The organism is Streptomyces sp. NPDC040718, assembly GCF_055593565.1.
In genome coordinates, this window is sequence record NZ_JBVIXO010000008.1 from 303,833 (window position 1) to 329,443 (window position 25,611).

At 69.6% G+C, this 25,611-nt stretch carries 23 protein-coding genes; 4 read left to right on the forward strand and 19 right to left on the reverse strand.

Features of this window, described 5'->3' with window-relative positions; all coding sequences use genetic code 11:
• Nucleotides 1–12: 12 nt before the first annotated feature.
• The 6 genes from ACZ597_RS22115 to ACZ597_RS22140 form a co-directional block, all read right to left on the reverse strand.
• Nucleotides 13–981 carry a helix-turn-helix transcriptional regulator gene (locus tag ACZ597_RS22115; protein WP_471332666.1) on the reverse strand — a complete coding sequence of 323 codons (969 nt, stop codon included), beginning with the start codon at nucleotides 979–981 and terminating at the stop codon, nucleotides 13–15.
• 65 nt (nucleotides 982–1,046) lie between these two features.
• Nucleotides 1,047–2,009 carry a helix-turn-helix transcriptional regulator gene (locus tag ACZ597_RS22120; RefSeq protein ID WP_471332669.1) on the reverse strand — a complete coding sequence of 321 codons (963 nt, stop codon included), beginning with the start codon at nucleotides 2,007–2,009 and terminating at the stop codon, nucleotides 1,047–1,049.
• A gap of 125 nt (nucleotides 2,010–2,134) precedes the next feature.
• Nucleotides 2,135–2,509 (reverse strand): FKBP-type peptidyl-prolyl cis-trans isomerase, encoded by a 375-nt coding sequence (locus ACZ597_RS22125; protein WP_471332672.1) that lies wholly within the window; start codon nucleotides 2,507–2,509, stop codon nucleotides 2,135–2,137.
• A gap of 46 nt (nucleotides 2,510–2,555) precedes the next feature.
• A complete protein-coding gene (locus ACZ597_RS22130) occupies nucleotides 2,556–3,560 on the reverse strand; it encodes an FKBP-type peptidyl-prolyl cis-trans isomerase (protein WP_471332675.1) in 1,005 nt (334 codons plus the stop codon).
• Between the two features lie 132 nt (nucleotides 3,561–3,692).
• Nucleotides 3,693–5,054, reverse strand: a complete 1,362-nt coding sequence (pafA, locus tag ACZ597_RS22135; protein ID WP_007263177.1) for a Pup--protein ligase — start codon at nucleotides 5,052–5,054, stop codon at nucleotides 3,693–3,695.
• A 58-nt stretch (nucleotides 5,055–5,112) separates the two neighbouring features.
• Nucleotides 5,113–6,363, reverse strand: a complete 1,251-nt coding sequence (locus ACZ597_RS22140; RefSeq protein WP_471332677.1) for an MFS transporter — start codon at nucleotides 6,361–6,363, stop codon at nucleotides 5,113–5,115.
• 135 nt (nucleotides 6,364–6,498) lie between these two features.
• Here ACZ597_RS22140 and ACZ597_RS22145 point away from each other — a divergent pair, with 135 nt between their 5' ends.
• On the forward strand, nucleotides 6,499–7,497 hold the full coding sequence (locus tag ACZ597_RS22145) for a LacI family DNA-binding transcriptional regulator (RefSeq protein WP_471332680.1): 999 nt from the start codon (nucleotides 6,499–6,501) through the stop codon (nucleotides 7,495–7,497).
• Between the two features lie 58 nt (nucleotides 7,498–7,555).
• Here the strand turns inward: ACZ597_RS22145 and prcA are convergent, their stop codons facing one another.
• From prcA to arc, 6 genes are all read right to left on the reverse strand, one after another.
• Nucleotides 7,556–8,320: a proteasome subunit alpha gene (gene prcA / locus ACZ597_RS22150; protein WP_471332683.1), complete on the reverse strand. Its 765-nt coding sequence runs from the start codon at nucleotides 8,318–8,320 to the stop codon at nucleotides 7,556–7,558.
• 43 nt (nucleotides 8,321–8,363) lie between these two features.
• Nucleotides 8,364–9,203, reverse strand: coding sequence for a proteasome subunit beta (prcB, locus tag ACZ597_RS22155; protein WP_471332686.1), 840 nt, complete (start codon nucleotides 9,201–9,203; stop codon nucleotides 8,364–8,366).
• Nucleotides 9,155–9,754, reverse strand: coding sequence for an endonuclease VII domain-containing protein (locus tag ACZ597_RS22160; RefSeq protein WP_471332689.1), 600 nt, complete (start codon nucleotides 9,752–9,754; stop codon nucleotides 9,155–9,157). Before ACZ597_RS22160 ends, prcB begins: the two co-directional genes overlap by 49 nt.
• A 46-nt stretch (nucleotides 9,755–9,800) precedes the next feature.
• Complete coding sequence (locus ACZ597_RS22165; RefSeq protein ID WP_042803062.1) at nucleotides 9,801–10,013, reverse strand: ubiquitin-like protein Pup; 213 nt, start codon at nucleotides 10,011–10,013, stop codon at nucleotides 9,801–9,803.
• 174 nt (nucleotides 10,014–10,187) lie between these two features.
• Nucleotides 10,188–11,699 (reverse strand): depupylase/deamidase Dop, encoded by a 1,512-nt coding sequence (gene dop, locus ACZ597_RS22170; RefSeq protein WP_471332693.1) that lies wholly within the window; start codon nucleotides 11,697–11,699, stop codon nucleotides 10,188–10,190.
• A 284-nt stretch (nucleotides 11,700–11,983) separates the two neighbouring features.
• A complete protein-coding gene (arc, locus tag ACZ597_RS22175; protein ID WP_365148193.1) occupies nucleotides 11,984–13,750 on the reverse strand; it encodes a proteasome ATPase in 1,767 nt (588 codons plus the stop codon).
• A gap of 264 nt (nucleotides 13,751–14,014) precedes the next feature.
• Between arc and ACZ597_RS22180 the strand changes: the two genes are divergently transcribed.
• Nucleotides 14,015–14,335 carry a ferredoxin gene (locus ACZ597_RS22180; protein ID WP_471332697.1) on the forward strand — a complete coding sequence of 107 codons (321 nt, stop codon included), beginning with the start codon at nucleotides 14,015–14,017 and terminating at the stop codon, nucleotides 14,333–14,335.
• Between the two features lie 4 nt (nucleotides 14,336–14,339).
• On the opposite strand, the gene ACZ597_RS22185 is transcribed toward ACZ597_RS22180, so the two are convergent.
• The 3 genes from ACZ597_RS22185 to ACZ597_RS22195 all read right to left on the reverse strand — a co-directional run bounded on the left by ACZ597_RS22185 (nucleotide 14,340) and on the right by ACZ597_RS22195 (nucleotide 17,331).
• Nucleotides 14,340–14,915 carry a hypothetical protein gene (locus tag ACZ597_RS22185; protein WP_471332700.1) on the reverse strand — a complete coding sequence of 192 codons (576 nt, stop codon included), beginning with the start codon at nucleotides 14,913–14,915 and terminating at the stop codon, nucleotides 14,340–14,342.
• Nucleotides 14,916–15,126: 211 nt separating this feature from the next.
• Nucleotides 15,127–16,023, reverse strand: coding sequence for a tRNA (adenine-N1)-methyltransferase (locus tag ACZ597_RS22190; RefSeq protein WP_007263187.1), 897 nt, complete (start codon nucleotides 16,021–16,023; stop codon nucleotides 15,127–15,129).
• Nucleotides 16,024–16,041: 18 nt separating this feature from the next.
• Nucleotides 16,042–17,331, reverse strand: coding sequence for a site-2 protease family protein (locus ACZ597_RS22195; protein WP_471332702.1), 1,290 nt, complete (start codon nucleotides 17,329–17,331; stop codon nucleotides 16,042–16,044).
• Between the two features lie 67 nt (nucleotides 17,332–17,398).
• On the opposite strand from ACZ597_RS22195, the gene ACZ597_RS22200 reads away from it, so the two are divergent.
• Nucleotides 17,399–18,283, forward strand: a complete 885-nt coding sequence (locus tag ACZ597_RS22200; protein WP_471332705.1) for a RecB family exonuclease — start codon at nucleotides 17,399–17,401, stop codon at nucleotides 18,281–18,283.
• A 63-nt stretch (nucleotides 18,284–18,346) separates the two neighbouring features.
• Complete coding sequence (locus ACZ597_RS22205) at nucleotides 18,347–19,018, forward strand: response regulator (RefSeq protein WP_471332708.1); 672 nt, start codon at nucleotides 18,347–18,349, stop codon at nucleotides 19,016–19,018.
• Between the two features lie 74 nt (nucleotides 19,019–19,092).
• Here the strand turns inward: ACZ597_RS22205 and ACZ597_RS22210 are convergent, their stop codons facing one another.
• The 4 genes from ACZ597_RS22210 to ACZ597_RS22225 form a co-directional block, all read right to left on the reverse strand.
• Nucleotides 19,093–20,676 (reverse strand): ABC transporter substrate-binding protein, encoded by a 1,584-nt coding sequence (locus ACZ597_RS22210; RefSeq protein WP_471332711.1) that lies wholly within the window; start codon nucleotides 20,674–20,676, stop codon nucleotides 19,093–19,095.
• A gap of 69 nt (nucleotides 20,677–20,745) precedes the next feature.
• A complete protein-coding gene (locus ACZ597_RS22215) occupies nucleotides 20,746–22,350 on the reverse strand; it encodes an ABC transporter substrate-binding protein (protein WP_471332713.1) in 1,605 nt (534 codons plus the stop codon).
• A 480-nt stretch (nucleotides 22,351–22,830) separates the two neighbouring features.
• Nucleotides 22,831–23,532 carry an HAD family hydrolase gene (locus ACZ597_RS22220; protein WP_471332715.1) on the reverse strand — a complete coding sequence of 234 codons (702 nt, stop codon included), beginning with the start codon at nucleotides 23,530–23,532 and terminating at the stop codon, nucleotides 22,831–22,833.
• A 111-nt stretch (nucleotides 23,533–23,643) separates the two neighbouring features.
• The coding region (locus tag ACZ597_RS22225; RefSeq protein WP_471332718.1) for a vitamin B12 dependent-methionine synthase activation domain-containing protein at nucleotides 23,644–25,611 on the reverse strand (1,968 nt) is incomplete at its 5' end.

Consider the following 25,611-nt stretch of genomic DNA (forward strand, 5'->3'; position numbering starts at 1 on the left):
TCCCCGCTCCCTCTAGACCTGTTCCCCGTACCCCGCGAGTGCTTCTCCAGCGGCCTTCCGGGCGCTCTCCGCCAGCTCCGGCGGCGACACGATCCGCCCGTCGCGGCCCAGGCGCAGCGCGAGCCTGCGCAGCGAGGCCGGGTCGGGGCTGCGCAGCGTGATCCGCAGCCCGCCGTCGGCCAGCTCCTCGGCGCTGTCGTGCGGGTAGTACTCGGCGACCCAGCGCCCGCCGGGGCCCACCTCGACCACCACCTCAGGGTCCTCGGCGGCCGGCTGCACCAGGCCCACGGACAGGTCCCGGGGCTCGATGGCGGGCGGCTCGGCCCGCTCGTCGAGGAGCCGGATCTCGGCGACCCGGTCGAGCCGGAAGGTGCGCCGGGCCTCGGAGAGGTGGCACCACCCCTCCAGGTACGTGTGCCCGACCGCGAAGAGCCGGATCGGGTCGACGGTGCGCTCGGTGAGCTCGTCGCGGGCGGGCGAGTAGTAGCGAAGCCAGAGCCGGCGCCGCTCGGAGATGGCCCGGTCGACGTCCGCGAAGACCCCGCCCTCGGACTCGAAGGTCACCGACAGCCGGGAGCTGGCCCCGGCGGCCTCGCCGGCGGCTGCCTCCAGCTTGGCGGTGGCCCGCAGCAGCGCGTCCCGGTCGCTCTCGCGCAGCCCCGGCAGGGTCGCGACCGCCCGGGCGGCGACCAGCAGGGAGGTCGCCTCGTCGGCGGCGAGCCGCAGCGGCTCGGCGGTGGACTCCCCCGAGGCGTCGGCGTTGTGCCACCAGATGCGGTCGCCGTCGGTGTCGATGTCGAGCAGGTCCCCGCCGCGGAAGCTGGTGCCGCACATGGGCAGCACGTCGAGGTCCGAGATCAGCTCGTCCTCGGAGATCCCGAAGGCGCGGGCGACGTCCGCGACGTGCGCGCCCGGGCGCTCCCGCAGGTAGGTCACCAGGGACAGCATCCGGCGGGTCTGGTCGATGGCGTTGGCGGCCATGCTGCTACGTCTCCCCCTCAGGGCGTTGCTGCTGTTGTTGTTCGGGTCGGGCCGTGTCGCTCGGATCAGGCCGGGCCCTGGGCGACGGCGCGCAGCCGGTCCACCACGTCGGCGCGCAGGTCGGCCGGCCCCACCACGACCACGTCCGGGCCGAACTCCACGAGCCAGGCGTCCAGCCCGTGCCCGTACGGGATCTCCAGCTCGTCCCAGCCGTCGCCGCCCTCGCGCACGGCGGTGGCCTTGGCCCGCAGCGGGTAGCCCGCCCCCGAGCGCAGCCGGATCAGCGCAGAACGCTCGGCGCCCTCACCGGCCCAGGCGGCAACGGTCTCGCGCACGGTCACCACGTCCGGCACGTCGGCGGTGTACTTCCCGGCCCGGGAGCGGACCTTTCCGGTGATCCGGGAGAGCCGGAAGACCCGCTCCGCCCCGCGGTCGCGGTCGTAGCCGGCCAGGTACCAGTGGCCACGCCAGCACTCCAGGGCCCACGGCTCCACCTGGCGGGGCTCGGGCCGCGCCGCGTTGGACTTGCGGTACTCGAAGACCACCGGCCGCCGGTCGCGGCAGGCCAGCATCAGGGGCTCGAAGGCCGCCTCGTGGACGGGGATCCGCGGCTCGATGGCGCTGTGCTGGCCCTCGTACGGATCGCCGGCCTCCGGCATCCCGCCCGCGCGGAGCTTCTGCAGCGCGCCGCTGGCCGCCCCGGCCAGCCGGGCCTGCTGCCACACCTTGGCCGCCAGCCCCAGGGCGGCGGCCTCCTCCGCGTCGAGGGAGACGGGCGGCAGCCGGTTGCTGTCCCGGCGTGCCAGGTAGCCGGTCTCGCCCTCCAGGTTCTCCACGGTCTCGATCACCAGACCGAGCTCGCGCAGATCGTCCTTGTCGCGCTCGAACATCCGGTTGAAGGACTCGTCGTTCCCTGCTTCGAGGTAGGCCTCGATGGAACCGCGCAGCTCACGCTTGCTGAGGGGACGGCGCGTCCCCAGCAGACACAGCGCCAGGTTCATCAGCCGCTCGGCCTTGGCGATCGCCATCGACGCCCTTCCCCCACTCTTAGGCACACACTCGTGACCGTTGACCGTACCGCCCCCGCGGTCCCCGGCAAAAGCGAGGGCCCCCGCCTCACGGCGGGGGCCCTCGGTGATCACAGCGGGTGAGATCAGACGCCCATCAGGTCGCAGACGAAGATCAGCGTCTCGCCCGGCTTGATGGCGCCGCCGGCGCCGCGGTCGCCGTAGGCGAGGTGGGCCGGGATCGTCAGCTTGCGACGGCCGCCGACCTTCATGCCCTGGACGCCCTGGTCCCAGCCCGGGATGACCTGGCCGATGCCCAGGATGAACTGCAGCGGGGCGCCGCGGTTCCAGGAGGCGTCGAACTCCTCACCGGAGGAGAAGGCCACGCCCACGTAGTGGACGGAGACCTTCTTGCCGGCCTCGGCCACCGGGCCGTCGCCCTCCCAGATGTCCTCGATGACCAGGTCGGTCGGGACCGGACCGTCGGGGAAGTCGATCTCGGGCTTCTCGAGCTCGCGCACGGAACTGCTCCTCATACGTACGAAACGATGTACAACCGGAACAGTCTTACACTGCTCCGACGATGTCCACGACGAAGACGAGCGTGGAGTTGGCCGGCAGGTCCTCACCCTTGGCCTGGTCCTTGTACGCCTGCTCCGGCGGAATCACCAGCAGCACGCGGCTGCCGACCTTCTTGCCCACGAGGCCCTTGTCCCAGCCCTCGATGACCTGACCCTGGCCGATCTTCGTCGAGAACGGCTGGCCGGTCTTCCAGGAGGTGTCGAAGAGCTTGGCCGCGTCCTTGCCCTGGTTCGGGGCCCACGCCGCACCGCTGTACTGCATGTAGACGGTCTGGCCGTTCTTGACCTCCGGGCCCTTGCCCTCGATCAGGACCTTGTCGACCAGCTCCTTCGGCGGGTCGTTCTTCGGGATCGTGATCGTCGCGGCCTTGTCCTCGTCGGCCTTCACCTGCGGGAGGTCGGACGGGATCGGCGCCTGGGTGCCCTCGGCCTTCTTCGGCAGCACGGAGTCCACGTCGAGGACGAAGACCAGGTTGTCCTTCGGGCCGACACCCAGCTGCGGCTGGCCCTGGTCACCGAACGCCGCCGCCGGCGGGGCGACGACCAGCACCCGGCTGCCGACCTTCTTGCCCAGCACCGCGTCACTGAACAGCGGCAGGATCTGCGGCGAACCCGCCGGGACGACCAGCGGCTGGCCCTCCGGGTCGTACGAGCCGGACAGCTCCTTGCCGCTCTTCCAGACCTTGCCCGTGTACTTGGTGACCACGAGATCGTCCTTCTTGATCTCCGGCCCGGTGCCCTCCTTGAGGGTGTTCACCACGAACTTGCCGCTCGGCTCGCCCTTGGGGACGGTGATCTCCGCCTTCTTGCCGGCCTCACCGGCGACCGTCGGCATCGGGTCGGCCGACGCCACCGGCTTCGGCACCTCGGTCTTGCCGGCACTGGCCGACGGGGACGCCGAGGACTCCTTCTTCGAGTCGTCGCCCCCTCCGCAGGCCGCGGTGAGCATCAGAGCCGGCACGATGAGCGCGGCAGCAAGTCGGCGTCGCACAATGGTCCTCAGGGTCGCTGGAATGGTCCGTCGTAGCGGCCCACTCTACGGGCTGACCCCTGCGCGACAAGGCGGTGGCGTGCGGGAACCCCGTACGCCACCGCGCACGGGGTCCCCTGACGCGCCGTTTCGTCACATACCGGCGATGAGCTTCTCCACCCGGTCGTCAACCGACCGGAACGGGTCCTTGCACAGCACCGTGCGCTGCGCCTGGTCATTGAGCTTCAGGTGCACCCAGTCGACCGTGAAGTCCCGCCGCTGCTCCTGCGCCCGGCGGATGAAGTCGCCGCGCAGCCTGGCCCGGGTGGTCTGCGGGGGCACCGACTTGCCCTCGAAGATCTTCAGGTCGTTGCACACCCGCGCCGCCTGGCCCTTGCGCTCCAGCAGGTAGTACAGGCCCCGGCGGCGGTGGATGTCGTGGTACGCGAGGTCTATCTGGGCGACCCGCGGATTGGACATCGTCATGTTGTGCTTGGCCCGGTACCGCTCGATCAGCTGGTACTTCATCACCCAGTCGATCTCGGTGCCGATCCGGTCCAGGTCCTGCGCCTCGACGGCCTCCAGGGTGCGGCCCCACAGCTCCAGGACCTGCGCCACGACGCCGGTGTTGATGCCCCGCCGGTCGGCGAAGTCGAGGGCCTTGTCGAAGTACTCCCGCTGGATCTCCAGCGCCGAGGCCTCCCGGCCGCTGGCCAGGCGCACCTTGCGCTGGCCCGTGATGTCGTGGCTGACCTCCCGGATCGCCCGGATCGGGTTCTCCAGGGTCAGGTCCCGCATCACCGTGCCCGCCTCGATCATGCGCAGCACGAGGTCGGTGGCGCCCACCTTGAGCAGCATCGTCGTCTCGGACATGTTCGAGTCGCCGACGATGACGTGCAGCCTGCGGTAGCGCTCCGCGTCGGCGTGCGGCTCGTCGCGGGTGTTGATGATCGGCCGGGAGCGGGTCGTGGCGGAGCTGACGCCCTCCCAGATGTGCTCCGCCCGCTGGCTGACGCAGTAGACCGCGCCCCTGGGTGTCTGCAGCACCTTGCCCGCGCCGCAGATCAGCTGGCGCGTGACGAGGAACGGGATCAGGATGTCCGCCAGGCGGGAGAATTCTCCGTGCCGCGCCACGAGATAGTTCTCGTGGCAGCCGTACGAATTGCCCGCCGAGTCGGTGTTGTTCTTGAAGAGGTAGACGTCGCCCGCGATTCCCTCCTCGTGCAGGCGGCGTTCGGCGTCGACGAGCAGGCCTTCGAGAATGCGCTCGCCCGCCTTGTCGTGAGTGACCAGTTCGGTCAGGTTGTCACATTCGGGTGTTGCATATTCCGGATGTGAACCCACGTCGAGGTAGAGGCGGGCGCCGTTCCGCAGGAAGACATTGCTGCTGCGGCCCCATGACACAACACGGCGGAAGAGGTAGCGCGCCACTTCGTCAGGAGACAGTCGGCGCTGTCCCCTGAACGTGCACGTGACGCCGTACTCGTTCTCCAGCCCGAAAATGCGGCGGTCCATGACTGAACATTACGCCTTCTGCACTCTTCTGAAACCGAGTTCGAGAACGGCGTTCCGGTCAGTTTTTGATCAACGGCTCGGCGACGGCCTCCGCCGCGCCCTCCGCCGACCCCGCCACCGCACGGCTGCGGCCCGTCCCGGCAAGCGCCCGCTGAGTCAGCATCAGCACCAGCAGGGCCGCGGCTCCACCACCGCAGGCCACCGCGAAACCGGCCGCCGTGCCCCCCGCTTCCAGCGCCGGACCCGCCGCCGCCGTGCCGATGGCCGCGCCGACGCCGAAGAACGTCACCAGCCAGGAGAAGGCCTCCGTCACCGTGCCGGCCGGCGCGTGCCGGTCCACCACGATGAACGCGCACGCCAGCGAGGGCGCCAGGAACACGCCCGCCAGCGCCGACAGCGCCGTCATCGCCACCGGCCCCACGTCCAGCACCAGCGGCAGGTAGCACACGGCCAGCAGCGCCACCAGCACCCGCAGCCGCCGCTCCGGCGCCCCCGCCCACTGCCGGGCCCCGTAGAGCACACCGCCGACCAGCGCGCCCAGACCCAGCGCCGCCATCAGCCAGCCGTACACCGCCTGGCCGCCGTGCTCGTCGGCGTACGCCACCGCGGCCACCGCGATCGAGCCCAGCGCCATGCCGACGAAGAAGAACGCGCCCAGCAGCGCCAGCAGCCCGCGCGAGCGCAGCGCGCCCAGCCAGTGCGCCTCGCGCGGCGCGGAACGCCAGGTCCGCGAGGGCTCGGAGAGCACCACCGACAGCACGCCCAGCACGCCGACAGCGTTGAGCACCAGCAGCGCCACCGCCGGGGACCACAGCGACACGCACAGCGTCACCAGCAGCGGCCCGACCGTGTACATGACCTCCTGGGCCACCGCGTCCATCGCGTACGCCGCGTGCACCCGCTCCTCGCGGCCGCCGAGCACCCCCGGCCACAGCGCCCGCAGACCGCCCTCCAGCGGCGGCGTGAACAGACCGGAGAGCACCATCGCCGCGTACGCGGACGCCACCGAGTCCGTACCGGCCAGCGCCAGCCAGACCATGCCCGCCGCCGACACCAGGGCCGCGGGCAGCTGCACGCGCGGCTGCCCGTACAGGTCCACCGCCCGGCCCAGCAGGGGCTGTCCGACGGCGTTGGCGAGCCCGTACACGGCCGCCAGCGCGCCGGCCAGGCTGTAGCTGCCGCCCTGGTCCCGGACGAAGAGGACGATCGCGATCGCCGCCGTGCCGTTCGGCAGCCGGCCTATCAGCGTGCCCGCCAGCAGCCTCGCGGCGTACCTGGTCCTGAGCAGCTCCGCGTAACCCGCGGCCATGACCGCCCCCTTCTGCCCGGACCCAGCCGGGGTAATACGTATAACGAGACACGTCATACGTACCATGGCGGCAGACCCGGGGTCCACCCGGCGAACCACCCGCACCCGCCCCACCTCGCATTTCGGGAGCCACCTGTGACGAGACCCACCAGCCGCGACGTCGCCACCGCCGCCGGGGTCTCCCAGGCCACCGTCTCCCTCGTCCTCGGCGACAAATGGCGCGGCCGCGTCTCCGAACGCACCGCCGCCCTCGTCCGCGAAGCCGCCACCACCCTCGGCTACCGCCCCAACCTCGCCGCCCGCAACCTCCGCCTCGGCAGCACCCGCACCGCCCTCCTCGTCGTCCCCGCCCTCACCAACGAGTTCTTCGCCCGCGTCTACACCGGCGCCGCCCGCGTCGCCGCCGAGCACGGCTTCGGCGTGGTCCTCTACCCCTCCCCCGAAGGCACCGGCCCCGCCCGGGACCCCTTCGCCTCCGCCCGCGCCGCCCTCGACGGCGTCATCGCCTCCTCCATGGCCACCGACGCCCTCGACGCCCTCGGCGGCGACGGCCTCCCCCTCGTCATGCTCGACAGCGACCCCACCTCCGGCCGCGCCGCCGCCCACGTCAACCTCGCCATCACCGACGGCATGCGCCAGGTCACCGAGCACCTCCTCGCCCTCGGCCACCGCCGCTTCCTCCACCTCGCCGCCGACGTCGACTCCTGGACCTTCGACATCCGCGCCGAGGCCCTCGCCGCCCTCCTGCGCCCCCACGCCGCCCTGCGCACCGCCCGCGCCGCGCTCACCGTCGACGCCGCCCGCGAGGTCGCCGGCACCGCCCTGGCCGACCCCCGGGACCGGCCCACCGCCGTCGTCTGCGACGACGACATCCTCGCCGCCGGGGTCTGCAAGGCCGCCCGCCGCCTGGGCCTGCGCGTCCCCGAGGACCTCTCCGTCACCGGCGTCGACGACCTCGCCCTCGCCACCGCCGTCGAACCCGAGCTCACGACCGTCGCCCTGCCCGCCGAGCGCGTCGGCGAACAGGGCATGACCGCCCTCCTCGCCGTCCTCGACGGCACCCCCTGGACCGCCCCCGAGATCCCGGTCGAACTCACCGTCCGCGACTCCACCGGCCCCGCCCCCGCGCTCTAGGCATGCGAAAGCCCCGGCCCGCCCCCGAGGGGGCGGACCGGGGCCCACGCACCGCGGACTACTCGGAGTCGTCCTCCGACACCTCGTCGTTCGACACGGCGTCCGCCTGGGCCGCCGCCGGAACGTCCGCCTCCAGCAGCCGCGCCAGCTGCCGGCCCCGGATCCGCTTGAACTTGCGCTGCTGCGACCGCGTCCGGTCCAGCACCGCGACCTCCAGCCGCTCCGCCGGAATGGCCTTGTCCGCACCGTTCGCCTGGCTCGACAGTGCCTGCACCGCCAGCTTCAGCGCGTCGGGCAGGGTCATCCCGTCCTGGTGCCGCTGGTCGAGGTAGGCGCTGATCTGCTCGGCGTTGCCGCCGACCGCGACCGAGCCGTGCTCGTCCACGATCGAGCCGTCGTGCGGCAGCCTGTAGATCTGGTCCCCGGCCGCCGTCGCGCCGACCTCGGCCACCACCAGCTCCACCTCGTACGGCTTCTCGCCGGCCGAGGAGAAGATGGTGCCGAGCGTCTGCGCGTACACGTTCGCCAGACCGCGCGCCGTCACGTCGTCACGGTCGTAGGTGTAGCCGCGCAGATCGGCGTAGCGCACGCCGCCGATCCGCAGGTTCTCGTACTCGTTGTACTTGCCGGCGGCCGCGAAGCCGATCCGGTCGTAGATCTCGCTGAACTTGTGCAGCGCGCGGGACGGGTTCTCGCCGACGAACACGATGCCGTCGGCGTACTGCAGCACGACGAGGCTGCGGCCGCGGGCGATACCCTTCCGGGCGTATTCCGCCCGGTCTGCCATGGCCTGCTGGGGTGACACATAGAACGGAGTCGACACCGGTTATCCGTCCCTTTCTTCTGGGCGACGAGACGAGGACTGGTCAGAGCAGGGCGGCACGCGGACCGTCGGGCTCCTGGAGCCGGCGGTCCGTCACCTTGCGGGCGAGCTCCTGCGACTCGTCGTCGTCCAGCCGGCGGAAGCCCTCGTCGGTGATGACGGTGACGATGGGGTAGATGTGGCGGTACAGGTCCGGCCCGCCGGTCGCCGAGTCGTCGTCGGCGGCGTCGTACAGCGCCTGCACGACCAGCGTGGTGGCCTGCTCCTCCGACAGGTCGGGGCGGTAGAGCTTCTTCATGGAGCCCCGGGCGAAGATCGAACCGGAGCCGGTGGCGGCGTAACCGTGCTCCTCGGAGCGGCCGCCGGTCACGTCGTAGGAGAAGATCCGGCCCTTCTCCTTGGCCTCGTCGTAGCCCGCGAAGAGCGGCACCACGGCCAGACCTTGCATGGCCATGCCCAGATTGCTCCGGATCATGGTCGAGAGCCGGTTGGCCTTGCCCTCCAGCGAAAGGGTCGCCCCCTCCACCTTCTCGAAGTGCTCCAGCTCCAGCTGGAACAGCTTCACCATCTCCACGGCCAGGCCGGCCGTACCGGCGATGCCGACCGCGGAGTACTCGTCGGCCGGGAACACCTTCTCGATGTCCCGCTGCGCGATCATGTTCCCCATGGTCGCCCGCCGGTCACCGGCGAGGACGACCCCGCCGGGGAAGGTGGCGGCGACGATGGTCGTCCCGTGCGGCGCCTCGACGATCCCCTCGGGGAGCTTCCGGTTCCCCGGCAGCATCTCGGGCGCGTGGGCGCCCAGGAAGTCCATGAAGGACGACGACCCCGGCGTCAGGAAGGCTGCCGGTAGACGCCCTGTGCTACGAGTGTTGGGTTCCACAGGTTTCCTTCCACGTAAGCGGCTGCACGCCGTATGACGTCCGGCCGATCCTTGAACTGCCCCAGGGCTGCGTTGCAGCTGAAGCACAGTACGCCTCGGACCTTACCCGTCTGATGATCGTGATCCACGTGCTCGGCGGGAGCAGATCGGCAGATCACGCAGACCCCGCCCTGGGCAGCGGTCATCTCGTCGCGCTGATCTTCGGTGATGCCGTAGGAACGCTTGAGATGACCTGCTCGTCCACGAGCCGCCTTGCACGGCTTGCAGCAGGTGGCGAGGCCGTCCGAGGCAGTCGCATTCTTGTGCCACTCGCTGTGCGGCTTGACTTCACCGCAGGATCGGCACTGCTTCCAGCCAGGTGGCACCTCTGCCCCGTCCCAAACGCGCCTGCCCTTCTTTGCCTGGAGCCGCCGATAACGCTCAGCTCCATAGGTCGCCACGCATTCACGACATCTGGCTTGCAGCCCGTCCTTGGTGGCCCGATTCGCTGCGAACGAGCTGAGCGGCTGGTGATGGCCACACCCACGACATAGCTTCGATTCCGCAGACATGGCCCCACCCCACCAGACTCGCCTTCAATTCGAAGGCGAGATGGGCTTACTGGCCACCCTTCTGAACGAAGCTTCGAACAAAATCCTCAGCGTTCTCTTCGAGCACATCATCGATTTCGTCGAGGACCGAGTCGACGTCGTCGGAGAGCTTCTCCTGCCGCTCCTTGAGGTCGGACTGCGCTTCCGCGGCCTGCTCCTCGACCTCTTCGGTCGAGCGAGTGGCCTTCTGCTGTCCGCCGCCGGTGTCCTTGGTCGCCATGTCTACCTCACCCCGCTCGGTTCGCACGCTCACACGGAGAGACCCCGGGATTCGGGACCTCTCAAGATCAGACCCTACGCCGGACCCTACAAGGAGGGTCCGGCATTCGTCCCCGTACTTTCACAACATCCGGGTGCCTTCATGATTCCCGGGCCGGAGGCCTTTCAGGCCACCTCACTGCCCCGAAAGCACCCGGACCAGGTCCTCCGCCGTACGGCAGCGGTCCAGGAGCTCCTTGACGTGGTTGCGGGTCCCCCGCAGGGGTTCCAGGGTGGGGACCCGCTGGAGGGAGTCGCGGCCCGGGAGGTCGAAGATCACCGAGTCCCAGGAGGCCGCCGCGACGTCGTCCGCGTACTGCTCCAGGCAGCGGCCGCGGAAGTACGCCCGGGTGTCCTCCGGGGGCTTGCTCTCGGCCCGCTCCACGGCCGGCTCCTCCAGCAGCCGCTTCATCTTGCCGCGGGCGACCAGGCGGTTGTACAGGCCCTTCTCGGGCCGTACGTCCGAGTACTGGAGGTCCACCAGGTGGAGGCGCGCCGCGTCCCAGCCGAGTCCGTCGCGCCTGCGGTAGCCCTCCAGGATCTCCCGCTTGGCGATCCAGTCCAGCTCCCCCGCCAGGCTCATCGGGTCGGTCTCCAGCCGGCCGAGCACGTCCTCCCAGCGCCCCAGGACGTCCTTGGTCTGCTCGTCCGCGTCCGTCCCGAAGCGCTCGTCCACGTACTTCCTGGCCAGCTCGAAGTACTCCATCTGGAGCTGCACGGCGGTCAGCGTGCGCCCGCTGCGCAGCGTGACGAGGTGCTGGAGGTCCGGGTCGTGGGAGACCTGGTGGAGGGTGCGCACGGGCTGGTCCACGGCGAGGTCGACGTTGATGAAGCCGTCCTCGATCATGGACAGGACGAGCGCGGTCGTGCCGAGCTTGAGGTACGTGGAGATCTCGGAGAGGTTCGCGTCGCCGATGATCACGTGGAGGCGGCGGTACTTCTCGGCGTCCGAGTGGGGCTCGTCGCGGGTGTTGATGATGGGGCGCTTGAGGGTGGTCTCCAGCCCGACCTCGACCTCGAAGTAGTCCGCCCGCTGGCTGATCTGGAAGCCGTGCTCGCGGCCGTCCTGGCCGATGCCGACGCGGCCGGCACCGGTGACGACCTGGCGGGAGACGAAGAAGGGGGTCAGGTGGCGCACGATGTCCGAGAAGGGGGTCTCCCGCTTCATCAGGTAGTTCTCGTGCGTGCCGTAGGAGGCGCCCTTGTTGTCGGTGTTGTTCTTGTAGAGGTGGATCGGCTGGGCGCCGGGCAGCTGGGCGGCGCGCTCGGCGGCCTCGGCCATGATCCGCTCGCCGGCCTTGTCCCAGAGCACGGCGTCGAGGGGGTTGGTGACCTCGGGCGAGCTGTACTCGGGGTGGGCGTGGTCGACGTAGAGGCGCGCGCCGTTCGTGAGGATGACGTTGGCGAGGCCGATGTCCTCGTCGGTGAGCTGGCTGCTGTCGGCGGCCTCGCGGGCGAGGTCGAAGCCGCGGGCGTCCCGCAGCGGATTCTCCTCCTCGAAATCCCAGCGGGCGCGTCGCGCCCGGTGCATCGCCGCCGCGTAGGCGTTGACGATCTGGGACGAGGTGAGCATGGCATTGGCGTTCGGGTGCCCCGGAACGGAGATCCCGTACTCCGTTTCGATCCCCATTACTCGCCGTACGGTCATGCGGCCCTCCTTGCCCGGCGGCGCTCCCGTTCGGGAGCGGCGCTCAAGTACCGCTGGTGCTCCTGTGCGTCGTGTGCGGTGCCCGTCCCCGCACTGCGCGACCGGCGGTACGGAAGAGCCTAGAACCACTCCGCGCTGGTGGGGAGATCATTTCAGTCATTGAATTCGCCTCGTCACCGGCTGAAAAAGGCGGCCGGTAAGGCGGGGGTGGCTGGCGGTAATGCGGGGTGGTAAAGCAGTCGGCCGCGGGTGCCGTGAGAGGCACCCGCGGCCGCCTCGCTCCGTCAGAGGTACTGACCTGTGTTCGCCACCGTGTCGATGGAGCGTCCGGTGTCCGCGCCCTGCTTTCCGGTGACGAGCGTGCGGATGAATACGATCCGCTCGCCCTTCTTTCCGGAGATGCGGGCCCAGTCGTCCGGGTTGGTGGTGTTCGGCAGGTCCTCGTTCTCCTTGAACTCGTCCACGCAGGCCTGGAGGAGGTGGGAAACCCTCAGGCCCTTCTGGTTGTGTTCCAGGAAGGCCTTGATGGCCATCTTCTTCGCCCGGTCCACGATGTTCTGGATCATGGCGCCGGAGTTGAAGTCCTTGAAGTAGAGGACTTCCTTGTCGCCGTTGGCGTACGTGACCTCGAGGAAGCGGTTCTCCTCGGTTTCGGCGTACATCTGCTCGACGACGGTCTGGATCATGCTGTGGACGGCCACCTGGGGCGAGCCCGAGTGTTCGCTGAGGTCGTCCGTGTGGAGCGGGAGGGAGGCCTTGAGGTACTTGGCGAAGATGTCCTTCGCCGCCTCGGCGTCCGGGCGCTCGATCTTGATCTTCACGTCGAGTCGTCCGGGCCGCAGGATGGCCGGGTCGATCATGTCCTCGCGGTTGGAGGCGCCGATGACGATGACGTTCTCCAGGCCTTCCACGCCGTCGATCTCGGCGAGCAGCTGGGGGACGATGGTGTTCTCCACGTCCGAGCTGACTCCGGATCCGCGGGTGCGGAAGAGGGATTCCATCTCGTCGAAGAAGACGATGACGGGGGTGCCCTCGCTCGCCTTCTCCCTCGCACGCTGGAAGACGAGGCGGATGTGCCGCTCGGTCTCGCCGACGTACTTGTTGAGGAGCTCGGGGCCCTTGATGTTCAGGAAGTACGACTTGCCGGCCGCCTGCCCGGTCACTTCCGCGACCTTCTTGGCAAGGGAGTTGGCGACGGCCTTGGCGATGAGCGTCTTGCCGCAGCCGGGCGGGCCGTAGAGCAGGATGCCCTTCGGGGGCCGCAGTTCGTGCTCCTTGAAAAGGTCGGGGTAGAGGTAGGGGAGCTCGACGGCGTCGCGGATCAGCTCGATCTGGTCGCCCAGGCCGCCGATCTTCTCGTAGTCGATGTCCGGGACCTCTTCGAGGACCAGGTCCTCGACCTCGCTCTTGGGGACCACCTCGTAGACGTAGCCGGAGCGGGGTTCGAGCAGGAGGGCGTCGCCGGGGCGGATGGTGATGTCCAGGAGCGGCTCGGCGAGCCTCACCACCCTCTCCTCGTCGGTGTGCCCGACCACCAGGGCGCGCTCGCCGTCCTCGAGGATCTCCTTGAGGGTGACGATGTCCCCGGCCCGCTCGAACTCCATGGCCTCGACCACGTTGAGCGCTTCGTTGAGCATGACCTCCTGGCCGCGCCGGAGGTCTTCCGGGTCGACGCTGGGGCTCACGTTCACGCGGAGCTTGCGCCCGCCGGTGAAGATGTCGACGGTGCCGTCCTCGTTCGCCTGAAGGAAGACACCGAAGCCGGCCGGCGGCTGTGCGAGCCGGTCGACCTCTTCCTTGAGGGCCACGATCTGGTCGCGGGCCTCACGGAGGGTATTCGCCAGTCGTTCGTTCTGCGCGGAGACGCCTGCCAGATTCGTCTGGAGCTCGACGATCCGCTCTTCGAGAATCCTCGTGTGTCGCGGAGAGTCGGCGAGCTTGCGTCGCAGGACGGCGATTTCCTGCTCGAGATAGGCAACCTGGCCAGCGGGGTCCTCAGACCCTCGCCCGGGCCGGATGCCGCGGTTGATGTCGTCGTCGTGGGCTGCCACGGTCCTCACCTCCTCCAAGGGGAGCTGGACGCTTCCTGACCCTACCTGGGCTGGTGGTGATTGAAACCCCTAGATCACAAAGACGGTAGAGGTGTGTCCGATCTTCACCCTTGCGTACTCCCTCACGCCAGGGAAATACCCACCCTTCAACATCGGAAAGCAGCCGGTTGTAAGGTCGAAGCGTTCAACACCCGTCAGGGCTCGCGCGACTTGCCGCGAGTCGTGGTCGGGACGGATCACTCAGAGCAGGGAACGGCAGGAGATATGACCGTGCAGCAGGAGGCCCCGACGGGTGGTTCCGACGGGGCCGGGGAGCCGCTGGAGGTCTGGATCGACCAGGACCTGTGCACCGGGGACGGCATCTGCGTGCAGTACGCCCCGGAGGTGTTCGAGCTGGACATCGATGGTCTGGCGTACGTGAAGAGCGCCGAGGACGAGCTGCTCCAGGAGGCGGGGGCGACCACTCCGGTTCCCTTGGTGCTGCTGCAGGACGTGGTCGATTCGGCCAAGGAATGTCCGGGCGACTGCATCCACGTGCGCCGCGTTTCGGACAGGGTCGAGGTGTACGGCCCGGACGCGGAGTGACGGTTCAAACACGTCCGGCGGCCGAGTCCGTCAGCTCCTGGCGGAATTTCCCGCCGGTCCAGCGCCACTTGGCGAGCTGCTTCACATCGGGCTCGTAGCGCGGCACGGAGGGTGACGAGTAGCCCAGCAGCCGTGCGGTGACGTACCCGTCGCGCACGGTGAGGCCGGTCGCGGTCCGGCGTTGTCCGGCGTCGAGGAGGGTCGCGACGATCCGGGGGGCGGAGCCCTCGGCAGGGTCCTGGGCCAGTACGTAGAGCGCGTGGGGCGGAGTGCCGGAGCCGGCGTCACAGCGGACGGCCGCCACGGTCTCGGGGCGGCCGTCGCCGTCGAGGTCGCCCTGGGCGGTTTCGGTGACGGCGTGCGGGGATCCCTTGCAGTCCAGCGGGTACGCGGCCGCGTGCGCGTCGGGGGCCGTGGGGCCCCGGGCGGCGTCCGGGCCGGGCGCGGCGGCGGCTCCGGTGGCCCGGCCGGGCTGGAGCAGTCCGGCGCCGGCTATGACGGCGGCGAGGGCGGTGGCCGTGGCGAGCCAGTGGACGGGCCTGGTGCGACGGTGCGCCAGGTCGGTGGGGCTGTGCAGCACGCCGGGTGTCTCCTGTGCGAAGGGTGACGGGGAGCCAGCATCGTGCCACACGTCACACAGGCGTGGAACGGCTGGGGCCGGACCCGCGCGGCACCGCGTCCCGACAACACCGCGTCCCGACAACGAAGAGGCGCTGTGGCGCAGTTCCCGGTCGGTCCGGGGAACTGCGCCACAGCGCTTCCGTGTTGGCGGGGCCTGCTCCGTGGAGCGGTTATGCGGAGCGGTCGCTGCCGGGGCCCTCGTAGTCCTCGCCGTAGGCGCCCTTGGAGGGGCGTCGGCGGCGCATGGGCGGCTCGACGCCGTCGGCGAGGCGGCGGGCGGTGACCAGGAAGCCGGTGTGGCCGATCATCCGGTGGTCGGGGCGGACGGCGAGGCCTTCCACGTGCCAGTTGCGGATCATCGATTCCCACGGCTGCGGTTCGGCGTAGCAGCCGAACTCGCGGATGGACTCGACGGTGCGCGAGAGCTGGGTGGTGGTCGCCACGTAGCAGCAGAGGATGCCGCCGGGGACGAGCGCCTTGGAGACGGCCTCCAGGCACTCCCAGGGGGCGAGCATGTCGAGGATGACGCGGTCGACGTCGGTGTCGGACAGGTTGTCCTGGAGGTCGCCGACGGTCAGCTGCCACGCGGGGTGGGGGCCGCCGAAGTAGCGCTCGACGTTGGCCGTGGCGATCTCGGCGAAGTCCGCGCGGCGCTCGTAGCTGTGGAGCATGCCCTGGTCGCCGATGGCGCGCAGCAGGAAGCTGCTCAGGGAGCCGGAGCCCACTCCTGCTTCCACGACGCGGGCGCCGGGGAAGATGTCGGCGAAGGCCAGGATCTGGCCCGCGTCCTTGGGGTAGACCACGGCGGCACCGCGGGGCATGGACAGGACATAGTCGGGGAGCAGGGGGCGCAGCGCGAGGTACGCGACGTTCCCCGTGGTACGGACAACACTGCCCTCGGGAGCACCGATCAGCTCGTCGTGCGGGAAGGAACCCTTGTGGGTGTGGAAATTCTTCCCGGCTTCGAGCGTGAACGTGTAGTGGCGGCCCTTGGGGTCGGTGAGCTGAACCTGGTCCCCGACCTCGAAGGGCCCGCGTCGGCGGGCGGCACCGGTCGGTTCGGACATGTGACCAGTGTATTGGGTTCAGGACTGGGGCCGTGCCATGGCCTTCACGAAGGCCTTCTCGACGTCGAGGGTGGACAGGACGCCGTAGATCTCGCCGGTGGGTTCGAGGACGAGGTACTCGGTGGCGGGGGTGGCACGGAGGTGGTCGAGGAGTTCTTCGCCGGTGAGGTCGGCGGAAACCTTCATCCCGTCGGTGAGGTCCTGGGCGAGGGTGCTGACGGCGACCCAGGGGCGGCGGTGTTCGGGGACGGAGGCGATGGCGGTCTCGCGGACGATGGCGGTGGGGTCGCCCTGGCCGTCGACGACGACGAGGGCGCGGGCTCCGGCTTCGTTGGCGCGGCGGAGGGCTTCGGAGAGGGGGGTCGCGGTCTGGACGGGGATGGCGCGGCGGGTGAGGGTGCGGGCCCGCAGGTCGGGGAGGTGTTGGCGCAGGCGTGCCATGCGCAGGCTGTTGCCGGCGCCGGTCCAGATGATCGCGGCGAGGATCGCGGCGAGGAGGGCGTCCATGACGGTGTCCATGCCGCCGATTTCGCGGGTGTGGTTGCCGAGGACGCCGGTCTGGGTGAGGAGGGGCAGTCCGATGAGGACGGCGACGGCGAGGGCGCGGCCGACCCAGGCGGCGGCGACGGTGCCGGTCATGGGTTTCCCGGTGATTCCCCAGATGACGGCGCGGAGCATGCGGCCGCCGTCGAGGGGGAGGCCGGGCAGGAGGTTGAAGGCGGCGACGAGGAGGTTGGAGACCATCAGGCCGGCGAGGAGGACGCCGGGGACGGTGGCGGGGTGGACGGCCTTCATGCCGAGGTAGAAGGCGCCGGCGAGGGCGAGGGAGAGGAGGGGGCCGACGAAGGCGAGGACGAATTCTCGGCCGGGGGTCTCGGATTCCTTCTCGATCTCGGAGACTCCGCCGAAGAACTGGAGCTGGATGCGGCGCACGGGGAGCTTGTAGCGGAGCGCGGCGACGGTGTGCGCGAGTTCGTGGACGAGGACGGAGGCGTAGAAGGCCACGGCGAAGAAGAGCGAGACGAGGTAGCGGGCGGGGCCGAGGTCGGGCAGGACCCGGTCGAGCTGGTCTCCGAAGACCCAGGTGATGAGTGCGGCGACGAGGAACCAGCTGGGCGAGACGTAGACGGGCACCCCGAAGGGGCGGCCCATGAGGATGCCGCCGCCCGGGTCGGAGCGCTTGGACCTGCGCTCGCCGGTTTCGTCGGTGTCTGCCACGGTCTTCCTTCGTTCGTGCGGTGCTTCCAGTGTGGTCCACGTCGCGTCGGGGGCGCGGTGCGCTGTTGCGCGGTGTGATGCTCCGATCATGCAGTGCGAGGGGCCAGTAGTCGATGGTATGCGCGTGCTGTCCGTTCCGGGTCGTAGGGTTTTACGCATGACGACGACCCCCGGTGCCGGTTCCGCAGATGCTTCTTCGGGTGCTTCCCGGCCGACCTCGCTGTCCCCTTCGCGGGCCGGTGACTTCATGCAGTGTCCGTTGCTGTACCGGTTCCGGGTGATCGACCGGCTTCCGGAGAAGCCGAGTGCGGCGGCGACGCGGGGGACGCTGGTGCACGCGGTGCTGGAGCGGCTCTTCGATCATCCGGCGCACGAGCGGACGGTGCCGCGGGCGAAGGAGCTGCTGCCGGGGCAGTGGGAGCGGCTGCTGGAGGCGAAGCCGGAGCTGGCGGAGCTGTTCCCGGAGGGGGACGAGGGGGCGGGGCTGGCGCGCTGGCTGTCGGAGGCGGAGGCGCTGGTGGAGCGCTGGTTCACGCTGGAGGACCCGACGCGGCTGGAGCCGGTGGAGCGGGAGTTCTTCGTGGAGGCGGAGCTGGAGTCGGGGCTGCGGCTGCGCGGGATCATCGACCGGGTGGACGTGGCGCCGACGGGTGAGGTGCGGATCGTCGACTACAAGACGGGGAAGGCGCCGCGGCCGGAGTACGCGGAGGGCGCGCTGTTCCAGATGAAGTTCTACGCGCTGGTGGTGTGGCGGCTGCGGCAGGTGGTGCCGCGGCGGCTTCAGCTGGTGTACCTGGGCAGCGGGGACGTGCTGACGTACGACCCGGTGCCGGCGGATCTGGAGCGGGTGGAGCGGAAGCTGCACGCGCTGTGGGAGGCGATCCGGGAGGCGACGGAGACGGGTGACTGGCGGCCGCGGCCGACGAAGCTGTGCGGCTGGTGTGACCATCAGGCGGTGTGTCCGGAGTTCGGGGGTACTCCCCCGGTGTATCCGCTGGTGGTGCGGCCCAGGGACGGGGCGGATCGCCCGGTCGGTTCCTGATCGTCCGGCCAGGGCAGAATGGGCGGCGTCCGCCGTTGCCGCCCGACGAATACGAGGTACCCCGTGGCGATCCGCGTCCTGCTGGTCGACGACCAGCCACTGCTGCGCACCGGCTTCCGGATGATCCTGGAGGCGGAGGGGGACCTGGTGGTGGTGGGTGAGGCCGGGGACGGTCTGCAGGCGCTGGAGCAGGTGCGGGTGCTGCAGCCGGACGTGGTGCTGATGGACATCCGGATGCCGCGGATGGACGGGGTGGAGGCGACCCGGCAGATCACCGGGCCGGACCGGAACGGGCCGGCGAAGGTGCTGGTGCTGACCACGTTCGATCTGGACGAGTACGTGGTGGAGGCGTTGCGGGCGGGGGCGAGCGGGTTCCTGCTGAAGGACGCCCCGGCGAACGAGCTGGTGCAGGCGATCCGGGTGGTCGCGGCGGGTGAGGCGATGCTGGCGCCGAGCATCACGCGGCGGCTGCTGGACAAGTACGCGGGTCATCTGCCGTCGGGTGAGGAGAGCCTGCCGGCCACGCTGGGGACGCTGACCGAGCGTGAGGTGGAGGTGCTGAAGCTGGTGGCCCGGGGCCTGTCGAACGCGGAGATCGCGGCGGACCTGTTCGTGAGCGAGACGACGGTGAAGACGCACGTGGGGCACGTGCTGACGAAGCTGGGGCTGCGCGACCGGGTACAGGCGGCGGTGTACGCGTACGAGAGCGGTCTGGTGCGTCCGGGCGCGCAGTAGCGCGTACGGGTGCGGGTACGGCTCCGCCCCGGCTCCCTTCTCGGGTGCCGGGGCGGAGGTGTGTCCGGGGCGGGTCAGCCCTTGCTGATCTCCCAGAAGCGGAAGACCGTGGAGGCGTCCAGGGACCACTGGAGACCGGTCACGTTCTGGCGGGCGACGGCGTACTGCTTGCTCTGCCAAAGCGGGAGGATCGGGAGCTCGTCGGCGACGATGTCCTGGAGCCGGGTGTAGTCCGTGTTGGCCGCGGTGCGGTCGGACTTGGTGGAGGTCGCGGGGATGATGGTCCCGCTGATCTCCTTGTTGTCGTAGTTGTTGCGCAGGACGTTGTCCGGGCCGAAGAACGGCTGGGTGAAGTTGTCGGCGTCGGGGTAGTCGGGGACCCAGCCCTTGACGTAGACGCCGTACTTGCCGGCCTCGATGTCCTTCTCGTACTGCTCGAACTCGACGGACTTGACGTCGGCTTCGAAGAGGCCGCTCTCGTTGAGCTGCTTGGCGATGACCTGGAACTGGTGGTCGGTGGACGGGCCGTAGCGGGACGGCGTGGACCACAGGGTCAGCTTGATCTTGCCGGTGATGTTGGCGGCCTTGAGGACCGCCTTGGCCTTCTCCAGCTGCGGCGAGCCGCCGTAGCGGTCGAAGTACGGGGTGGTGTGTCCGGCGATGCCGGCCGGGACGATCGAGTACAGCGGGGCGGCGGTGCCCGCGTACACGTCCTTGACGAGCGCTTCGCGGTCGACGAGGTAGGCGATCGCCTTGCGGACGGGGAGCTTGCCGACGACGGGGTCGTTGACGTTGAAGACGAGGTGCTCGACTTCGGCGCCGGTGCCCTGGACGACGTCGACCTTGTTGTCGCCCGTCTTGGTGGCGGCGAGGCCGGCGATGTCCTTGGCGGCGAGGCCGCGGAAGGCGAAGTCGACGTCGCCGCTCTCCAGGACGGTCTTCAGGCCGGCCTGGTCGCCGTTGAAGAACTTCAGCGTGACGCCGGTGTTCTTGGCCTTGGCCTTGCCGCTGTAGGAGTCGTTGACCGAGAAGTTGGCGCTCTTGTCGCTGAAGGCGTCCAGCTTGTAGACGCCGGAGCCGATCGCCTTGTTGTCGGTGCGGAGCTTGTCGGCCGGGTATTCCTTGTGGTCGACGATGGCGCCCGCGCCCGACGCGATCTTGCTGGGGAAGGTGGCGTCGGACGACTTCAGCTTGAAGACGACGGTCTTCTCGTCGGGGGCCTCGATGCTGGAGATCGACGAGAGCATCACGGCGGGGCCGTTGGCGTCGTTGATCTTCAGCGTGCGCTCGAAGGAGAACTTGACGTCCTTCGAGGTGAGGCTGTTGCCGTTGCTGAACTTCAGGCCGCTGCGCAGGGTGCACTTGTACACCTTGCTGTCACCGCCCTCGAAGTTGCAGGCCTGGGCGGCGTCGGGCTCGGGGGTGGTGCCGCCCTTGGGGAACGTCAGCAGGGACTGGAAGACGTTGTTGAAGAGCAGCCAGGAACCCGGGTCGTAGCCCGACGCGGGGTCGGTGGACTTCACCTTGTCGGATATGCCCATGACCACGCCCTTGCCGTTGCCGGCGGCGGAGCCGTCCTGCGAACCGCAACCGCTGAGCAGCGCTGCGGCAGTGGCCGCGCCGAGCGGGGCTGCCAACCACTGGTTACGTCTCTTCACGCGAATTCCTTCACAGTCTTGTCTGGTCGTTGCGCCGGCCTGCGACGTCCGCCGCCGGTCCTGCCGGTCTCAGCCGCTTACACCCCGGCCGAGTTCCCACAGCTGGAGGTCGGAGATGGCGTTGACCGACCATTCCACTCCGGTGATCCCGTCGCGTGCGGCGACGTACTGCTTGCCCTGCCACAGGGGCAGGACGGGGACGTCGTCGGCGACGATGTCCTGCATCTCCGTGATCGCGGGCCCGGCGACGTTGCGGTCGGCCGCGCGGCGGGATTCGGGGATGAGCCTGGTGCGCACCGCGGTGTTGGCGTACGGCGTGCCCAGGAAGTTGTCCTGCTCCAGGAACGGGGCGAGGAAGTTGTCGGGGTCCGGGTAGTCGGGGAACCAGCCGAGCCCGTAGGCGGCGTAGTCGCCCTTCTTCTGGGCGGGTCGGAAGGTGCCCCACTCGTTGCCCTGGACGGTGATGTCGAACAGCTGGGTGGAGTTCAGCTGGGTCTTGAGGGCCTCGAACTCGGCGGCGGTGCCGTCGCCGTAGTGGTCCGTGGTGTAGTTCAGGGTCAGCTTGACGGGGGTCTTGACCCCGGCGGCCTTGAGGAGCTCGGCGGCCTTGGCGGTGTTGGCCTCGCCGTACTTGTTGTAGAACGAGTTGACGTGGCCGGGCACGGCGGTGGGGACGAGCGAGTACAGGGGCTGCGCGGACTTGCCGTAGACCTTGGAGATCACGTTGTTGCGGTCGACGGCGGCGGCGAGGGCCTGGCGCACGGCCTTGTTGTTGACGGTGGGGGCGTCGGTGTTGAAGCCGATGTAGCGGATCTCCAGGCCGGGCATCGGGGTGAGCTTGACGCCCTTGGGGGGAGTCTTGGCGAACTCGGTGATCTGGGCGGGCGACAGGGTGCGGGAGACCACGTGGATCTTCCCGTCGGTGAGCGCCTTGCCCATGGTGGCGGAGTCGTCGAAGGTGCGCAGCTCGACCTTGTCGTTCTGCAGCTTGATGTCGCCCTTGTAGTTCGGGTTCTTGGTGAAGACGGCGCGGACGAGGTGGTTGTCCTTGACCTCGGCCTTCATCGTGTACGGGCCGGAGCCGTCGACGGTGAAGCCGGGGCGGAGCTTCTTGGCCTCGTAGTCCTTCTCGCTGACGATGCCGGCGGCGGGGGTGGCGAGCTTGTACGGGAAGGTCGCGTCGGCCGTCTTGAGGTGGAAGACGACGGTGTCGGTGCCCTTGGTCTCGACGGTGTCGAGGGTGGAGAGGAGGGCGGAGGGGCCGTTCTCGTCCTTGATGGCGCGGACGCGGTCGATGGAGAACTTGACGTCCTTGGCGGTGACCGGGTCACCGCTCGCGAACTTCAGACCGGGCCGCAGGGTGCAGCGGTAGCTCTCGTTGCCGGTGTCGGTGAAGCGGCAGTCGGAGGCGGCTTCGGGGACGGGCTGGCCGCCGCCGCGCGGGGTGCGCACGAGCGTCTGGACGGTCTGGCGCAGGATGTTCCAGGCGCCGGCGTCATAGGCGTAGGCGGGGTCGAAGGGGGCGGGGGCGTAGTCGGCTGCCTCGAACCGGTCGGTGGTACCGACGACGATCGCTCCGGACGCTGCTCCTCCGCCGCTCGCGCTGCCGCATGCGGACAGCGCGGGGGTGAGCAGGCCGATCGCGGCCGTCAGCACCATGGTCTTGCGGTTCATGCTGGAAGTACTCCCTCACCCGGCACTTGTTCAAAGCGGCGTAGAGGGCACTTCGCGGCGGTCGCCCGTTCAGGGCGGAACGATCGGGCCGGTGTTTGACGATCGGTCCACGCGCGTACCGGCGCAAGGGTGCGCGGCCGGTGCGGCAAGGGTGCGTGCGGAGTGCCCGCGACGACATTAGTGGGCCGGGGCGGGATGGCTGGAACTGGCAGGAGTTGGGGTGTAATCGCACCGTGATGGGTGCGGACTTACCGCTTATGCCGGAGTCTTCGCAGATGCGGTCAGGAGATGATCAATCCGGACACAAAGGAAGCCCCCGGAGCCTGCGGTCGGGCTCTGCGGGGGCTTCCCGGGTGACCAAGGTCACCCGGCAAATCTCTTACGGAAGGGGTGGAATTTCGGCCTCCGGGGTTAGAGGCGGAAGATCCTCCCGCGAGGCCTGGGTGTGCCCTCGTTCCGTTCGGTACGGAGCGTGCGCGCTCAGTTCATGGGAGTGATCAGGGAGCGCAGGAACGGGAGGTTCACGTCCTCCAGCGATCGGACGATGGTCCGGCCGGGCGCGGGCTCGATGGCGCCTACGGAGGGGACGGCCACGACCCGGCAGCCGGCCGCCTCGGCGGCCGCGACGCCGGTGGCGGTGTCCTCGATCACGGCGCAGCGCGAGGGGTGCGCGCCCAGGGTTCCGGCGGCGATCAGGTACGGGTCGGGGTGGGGCTTGGTACGGGGGACCTCGTCGCCGGCGACCGTCAGGGTGAAGCGGTCGCGGCCGAGGGTGAGCAGCACCTGGTCGATGACGCGGCGGTGCGAGGCGGAGACGAGGGCGGTGGGCACGTTGTGCCGGGCCAGCTCGCTCAGCAGGCGCTCGGCGCCGGGCATCAGGGGTACCCGGTCGGCGATGCGGGCCTCGAAGCGCTCGTTGAGCAGGACGCTCAGCTCGGCGAGGCCGATGGCGGCGCCGGTCCTCTCGATGAGGAAGGAGGCGCTGCGGCTCATGGGGCCGCCGACGACCACGTCCCGCCAGGACTCCTCCAGGCGGTGGCCGAGCTCCAGGAAGATCTGCTCCTCGATCTCCCACCAGAAGCCCTCGGTGTCGACGAGGGTGCCGTCCATGTCCAGGAGCACCGCCTGCAGGGCGTGCCCGTCGGCCGTGCGGGCGACGGGGGCGGGAACGGTGCTGGTCATGCGTACGCCTCTCTTGGGGACGACAAGGCCGGTCACCTCGCCCCGCGGGGACATCCCCTCGGGAACAGGTGACCGGCCTGTTTGGGACCGACCAGTGTACGCCGGTTCGTGTCAGCGTGCGTTGAAATACTTCGCTTCGGGGTGGTGAATCACCAGGGCGTCGGTGGACTGCTCCGGGTGGAGCTGGAACTCCTCCGAGAGGTGGACGCCGATCCGCTCCGGCTGGAGGAGGTCGGCGATCTTCGCACGGTCCTCCAGGTCGGGGCAGGCGCCGTAGCCGAGGGAGAAGCGGGCGCCGCGGTACTTGAGGTCGAACATGTCCTCGACCTTCTCGGGGTCCTCGCCGCCGAAGCCGAGCTCGGCGCGGACCCGGGCGTGCCAGTACTCGGCGAGGGCTTCGGCCAGTTGGACGGACAGGCCGTGGAGTTCCAGGTATTCGCGGTAGGAGTCGGACTCGAACAGCTTGGCCGTGGCCTCGCCGATCTTCGAGCCGACGGTGACGACCTGGAGGCCGATGACGTCGGTCTCGCCGGACTCCTCCGGGCGGAAGAAGTCCGCGAGGCACAGGCGGCGGCCGCGGCGCTGGCGCGGGAACGTGAACCGGGTCCGCTCGTTGCCCTGCTCGTCGAGGATGATCAGGTCCTCGCCCTTGGAGACGCAGGGGAAGTAGCCGTAGACCACGGCCGCTTCCAGGAGGTTCTCGGTGTGGAGCTTCTCCAGGAGGCCGCGCAGGCGCGGACGGCCCTCGCTCTCGACGAGCTCCTCGTAGGTGGCTCCGCCGGCGCGGGCCTGCTTGAGGCCCCACTGCCCCTTGAACAGGGCGCCCTCGTCCAGCCAGGAGGCGTAGTCCTTGAGCGGGATGCCCTTGATGACGCGGGTCCCCCAGAAGGGCGGGGTGGGCACCGGGTTGTCGACCGCCACGTCCGAGCGGCCGCCGCTCTCCTCGGCCTCCTCGACCTGGAGGGCGGGAGCGTCCCGCTTGGCGACCCGGCGCTGCTTGAGCTCGGGCAGGGCAGCCCCGGGGACTCCGCGCTTGACGGCGATCAGCGCGTCCATCAGCCGCAGGCCCTCGAACGCGTCACGGGCGTAGCGGACCTCGCCTTCGTAGATCTCGTGGAGGTCCTGCTCGACATAGGCGCGGGTCAGGGCCGCGCCACCGAGGATCACCGGGTAGTCCGCCGCCAGCTTGCGCTGGTTCAGCTCCTCCAGGTTCTCCTTCATGATCACCGTCGACTTCACCAGCAGGCCCGACATGCCGATCACGTCGGCCTTGTGCTCCTGCGCGGCCTCCAGGATCGCGGAGACGGGCTGCTTGATGCCGATGTTGACGACGTTGTAGCCGTTGTTGGTGAGGATGATGTCGACGAGGTTCTTGCCGATGTCGTGGACATCGCCGCGGACGGTGGCGAGCACGATGGTGCCCTTGCCCTCGTCGTCGGTCTTCTCCATGTGCGGTTCGAGGTAGGCGACCGCGGTCTTCATGACCTCGGCGGACTGGAGGACGAACGGCAGCTGCATCTGGCCGGAGCCGAACAGCTCGCCGACGACCTTCATGCCCTCCAGCAGGGTGTCGTTGACGATGTCGAGGGCGGGGCGGGTCTGGAGGGCCTCGTCGAGGTCGGTCTCCAGGCCGTTCTTCTCGCCGTCGATGATCCGGCGCTGGAGCCGCTCGTCCAGCGGCAGGGCCAGCAGTTCCTCGGCACGGCCGGCCTTGAGGGACTTGGTGTTGACGCCCTCGAACAGCGCCATCAGCTTCTGGAGCGGGTCGTAGTCGCCCTCGCGCCGGTCGTAGATCAGGTCGAGCGCGGTGTTGACCTGCTCCTCGTCGAACCGCGCGATCGGCAGGATCTTCGAGGCGTGGACGATCGCCGAGTCCAGGCCGGCCTTGACGCACTCGTCCAGGAAGACCGAGTTGAGCAGGACACGGGCGGCCGGGTTGAGGCCGAAGGAGATGTTCGACAGACCCAGCGTCGTCTGCACATCCGGGTGGCGGCGCTTGAGCTCGCGGATCGACTCGATCGTCGCGATCCCGTCCTTCCGCGACTCCTCCTGGCCGGTGCAGATCGTGAAGGTGAGGGT

Coding starts and splice junctions, on each gene's coding strand:
- dop (WP_471332693.1), bottom strand. CDS start 11,699: ATGACCGTACGGCGAGTAATGGGGATCGAAACGGAGTACGGGATCTCC.
- ACZ597_RS22165 (WP_042803062.1), bottom strand. CDS start 10,013: ATGGCGACCAAGGACACCGGCGGCGGACAGCAGAAGGCCACTCGCTCG.
- ACZ597_RS22215 (WP_471332713.1), bottom strand. CDS start 22,350: ATGAACCGCAAGACCATGGTGCTGACGGCCGCGATCGGCCTGCTCACC.
- ACZ597_RS22195 (WP_471332702.1), bottom strand. CDS start 17,331: ATGATCGGAGCATCACACCGCGCAACAGCGCACCGCGCCCCCGACGCG.
- ACZ597_RS22115 (WP_471332666.1), bottom strand. CDS start 981: ATGGCCGCCAACGCCATCGACCAGACCCGCCGGATGCTGTCCCTGGTG.
- ACZ597_RS22140 (WP_471332677.1), bottom strand. CDS start 6,363: ATGGCCGCGGGTTACGCGGAGCTGCTCAGGACCAGGTACGCCGCGAGG.
- ACZ597_RS22180 (WP_471332697.1), top strand. CDS start 14,015: ATGACCGTGCAGCAGGAGGCCCCGACGGGTGGTTCCGACGGGGCCGGG.
- ACZ597_RS22190 (WP_007263187.1), bottom strand. CDS start 16,023: ATGTCCGAACCGACCGGTGCCGCCCGCCGACGCGGGCCCTTCGAGGTC.
- ACZ597_RS22220 (WP_471332715.1), bottom strand. CDS start 23,532: ATGACCAGCACCGTTCCCGCCCCCGTCGCCCGCACGGCCGACGGGCAC.
- ACZ597_RS22200 (WP_471332705.1), top strand. CDS start 17,399: ATGACGACGACCCCCGGTGCCGGTTCCGCAGATGCTTCTTCGGGTGCT.
- pafA (WP_007263177.1), bottom strand. CDS start 5,054: ATGGACCGCCGCATTTTCGGGCTGGAGAACGAGTACGGCGTCACGTGC.
- ACZ597_RS22160 (WP_471332689.1), bottom strand. CDS start 9,754: ATGTCTGCGGAATCGAAGCTATGTCGTGGGTGTGGCCATCACCAGCCG.
- ACZ597_RS22120 (WP_471332669.1), bottom strand. CDS start 2,009: ATGGCGATCGCCAAGGCCGAGCGGCTGATGAACCTGGCGCTGTGTCTG.